This is a genomic window from Xanthomonas maliensis (genome assembly GCF_009192945.1).
Lineage (GTDB): Bacteria > Pseudomonadota > Gammaproteobacteria > Xanthomonadales > Xanthomonadaceae > Xanthomonas > Xanthomonas maliensis.
On the sequence record NZ_NSET01000103.1, the window covers coordinates 1 to 3,609 of the forward strand.

At 66.6% G+C, this 3,609-nt stretch carries 1 protein-coding gene; it reads right to left on the reverse strand.

From position 1 onward, the window contains the following. A partial coding sequence (locus tag CKY51_RS21825) for a non-ribosomal peptide synthetase (protein ID WP_170292366.1) occupies nucleotides 1-3,592 on the reverse strand: 3,592 nt, incomplete at its 3' end. Nucleotides 3,593-3,609: the final 17 nt, after the last annotated feature.

Consider the following 3,609-nt stretch of genomic DNA (forward strand, 5'->3'; position numbering starts at 1 on the left):
GGACATGTTCGTCTTCGCTTAGCTGCAGCAACTGCGCACGGGCCAGGGTGTCGTGCGCCAGGTCGAACGGCGTTTGGCTTTCCAGCTCGGCCAGTCGCCGGACTTCGCTGTGCGGTTCGGGATGCGTGCCGAGAGCGCGCTCGGTGAGTCGGAAGCCGAGGCCATCGCTGTCGATACGCTGGGTCGGCTGGTCCTGGTGCAGCACGATCCGGGTGCGCAGGCTTTCATGACGGGCGGCGATGCGATCCAGGGCCTGGCGTAGGGCCTCGCGATCCAATCGTCCTCGCAGCCGCAGCCCATGCGGCATCAGGTACGCCAGTTCGGCTTGGGCATCGAGCTGGGCGAGGAACCACAAGCGTTGTTGGGCGAAGGACAGCGGTAGGGGGGTGCCGCGATCGGCGGGCACAATCGCCGGCAACGTACTGGCAGCGGCGTCATGCAGTGCGTTGGCCAGGTCGGAGAGACGCGGATGGGCGAATAGGCTGGCGAGCGGTAGTTCCAGGCCGAGGATGCTGCGGATGCGCGAGATCAGCCGCACGCCCAGCAGCGAGTGGCCACCGAGCGCGAAGAAGCTGTCGTGGCGGCCGACCTGCTCCATGCCGAGCAAGTCGCACCAGAGCGCGGCCAGCTGGGTTTCCATTGCACCTTCCGGCGCGGCGTAAGCCTGTAGAGCGAGCGCGTTGGCCTCCGGTGCGGGCAAAGCGCGTCGGTCCAGTTTGCCGTTGGCGCTCAGTGGTAATGTCTCCAAGGGCACATACGCCGCAGGCAGCATCGCCTCGGACAGACGCACAGCCAGCTGTGTGCGCAAGCGATCGGCCGCCAGCGATTCGGCGTCACCGACCACGTAGGCGACCAGGCGCGGTTCGCCCGCGGTGTCCTCGCGCAACAGCACGGCCGCTTCGCGGACACCCGCGCAGGCGCGTAGCGCGGCTTCGATCTCGCCCAGCTCGATACGCACGCCGCGCAGCTTGACCTGCTGGTCGTTGCGGCCGAGGTAATCCAACGCGCCATCGGCGCGCCAGCGCGCCAGGTCGCCGGTGCGGTACATGCGTGCACCGGGCTGCCCGGCGAACGGATCGGGGACGAAGCGTTCGGCGGTCAGGTCCGGGCGACCCAGGTACCCACGCGCAAGCTGCACGCCTGCGATCTGTAGCTCGCCGGCCACGCCGATCGGTGCCAGCTGACCGCGCGCATCGCAGACATGTAGGCAGGTGTTGGCGATCGGCCGACCGATCGGCACGCCGTGGATGTCGGCTTCACCGCATTCCCACGCGCTGACATCGACCGCCGCTTCGGTCGGGCCGTAGAGGTTGTACAAGCGAGCCTGCGGGAAGCGTGTGCGTGCATGCTGGGCCAGATCCGCGGGCAGTGCCTCGCCGCTACAGACGATGCGACGCAGGCTGGAGCAGGCGGCGGCTGGCACGGCATCGAGGAAGACGCGCAGCATCGACGGCACGAAATGCACGGTGTCGATGTTGGCGTGTTCGATCAGCGTGCGCAGGTAGCCAGGATCCTTGTGGCCGCCAGGCTGGGCCAGCACCACGCATGCCCCCACGCGTAGCGGCCAGAACAGTTCCCACACCGAGACATCGAAGCCGACCGGCGTCTTTTGCAGCACGCGGCAATCTGCGTCCAACGGCATGGCCTGCTGCATCCATTGCAAGCGGTTGTCGATGGCCGCATGCGTGTTGATCACGCCCTTCGGTGTGCCGGTGGAGCCGGAGGTGTAAATGACGTAGGCCGGATGATGCGGGTGCAGGTCCGCGAGCTCGGGGGCTTGCGTCGGCGCGCATGCCCATGCTGCAGCGTCTTGATCCAGCAACACGGTCTGCAGATCGGCCTGTGCCGATCGCGACGCGTGGGTATCACGATATGCAAGCAGGACGCGCGGTCGGGCATCGGCCAGCATGCCTTCCAGACGCGCCGTCGGGACGTCGATGTCCAACGGCAGATAGGCGGCACCGGCCTTGAGCACGGCCAACAAGGCGACCATCAGGTCGATGCTGCGCGGCAGGCAGACGGCGACGCGGTCTTCGGGCAGCACGCCCAGCGCGATCAGATGATGGGCCAGCTGATTGGCGCGGGTGTCGAGTTCGGCGTAGCTGAGTGCGTTGTGGTCATCGCATACCGCGAGGGCATCGGGTGTGTGGCGCGTCTGTGCTGCGATGGCGCGATGCAGCGTTCCGCTGCCTTCGAGATCGGTCTTGGTGGCGTTGAAGCGACACAGCTGGGCATGCTCGGCAGCTGGCAACAAGGGCAACCGTCGGACACGCATGCAGTCGTCCGCGACCATGCTGTGCAGGAGCGTGACGAATTGGGCCAGATGGCGTTCGATGGTATGGCGTTCGAACAACGCGGCCGCGTAGCCGAGGTTGCCGACGATGACACCGTCATGTTCGTGCAGCGTCAGCTGCAGATCGAACTTGATCGAGGTCTCTGGCAAGACCAGTGGCTGCACGTCCAGACCCGGCAGCGCGGGTGCGGCCATCGGTATGTTCTGCCAGGCGAACATGGCCTGGAACACCGGGTGCTGGGCCAAGCTGCGGTCTGGGTTGAGTGTTTCGATCAGCTGCTCGAACGGCAGTTCCTGATGGTCCTGGGCCACCAAAGCGGTGGCTTTGACCTGGGCCAGCAGGTCGGCGACGGATGGGTCTGCACGTAGATCGATATGCAGCGCCTGGGTGTTGACGAACAGGCCGATCAGCGGCTCCAGCTCGCTACGGGTACGGCCGGCGACCGGGGTACCGATCACGACCTGCTCCTGTCCCGCCAACCGCGCCAGCAGCACGCCCCAGGCGGCCAGCACGGTCATAAACAAGGTGGTGCCGTGGCGTTGGCTCAGGGTGATGAGCGCCGCGGTCAATTCGGCATCCAGCATCACTGCGGTGCCGTCGCCACGGTAGTCCTGTCGGGCCGGACGCGGATGGTCGGTGGGCAGTTCCAGTAAGGCCGGTGCGTCATGCAGGTGCGTCAGCCAGAAATCGCGCTGGCGCTGTAGTCGCGGACCGTCGAGCCAGCGGCGCTGCCAGACCGCGATATCGGCGTACTGCAGCTGCAGTGGGGGGAGTGGGGCGGCTTGGTCGTGCACAAAAGCGGCGTACAACACAGCGAGTTCGTGCAGCAGCAGGCCGATCGACCAGCCATCGGCGACGATGTGATGCATCGTCACCAGCAGGCGATATTGCTGCTCGCCCAGGCGCAGCAAACGGCCGCGGATCAGCGGGCCATGTGTCAGATCGAACGCTGTGCAGGTTTCTTCTTCGACATGGCGACGCGCCTCGGCGTCGATGTGCTGTGCGTCGCGCAGGTCGACGCAGGCCAGCGCAAAGCCTGCCTCCGGCGGGGTCATCCGCTGGACGACGCCGTCGGCGCTGACTGCAAAGCAAGTGCGCAAGGCTTCATGACGGGCAACGATGCAATCGAGAGCGCGCTGCAGTGCGGGCAGGTTGAGGGCTCCCTGCAGCGCCAAGCCGCCGGTGATCAGGTAGGCCAGGTCTGCGCGGGCATCGAGCTGGGTCAGGAACCACAGGCGCTCTTGAGCGAACGACAGCGGCAGCGGCTGGCTGCGATCGGCCGGCTCGATGGCAGGCAAATCGCTGTTCGCTGCGG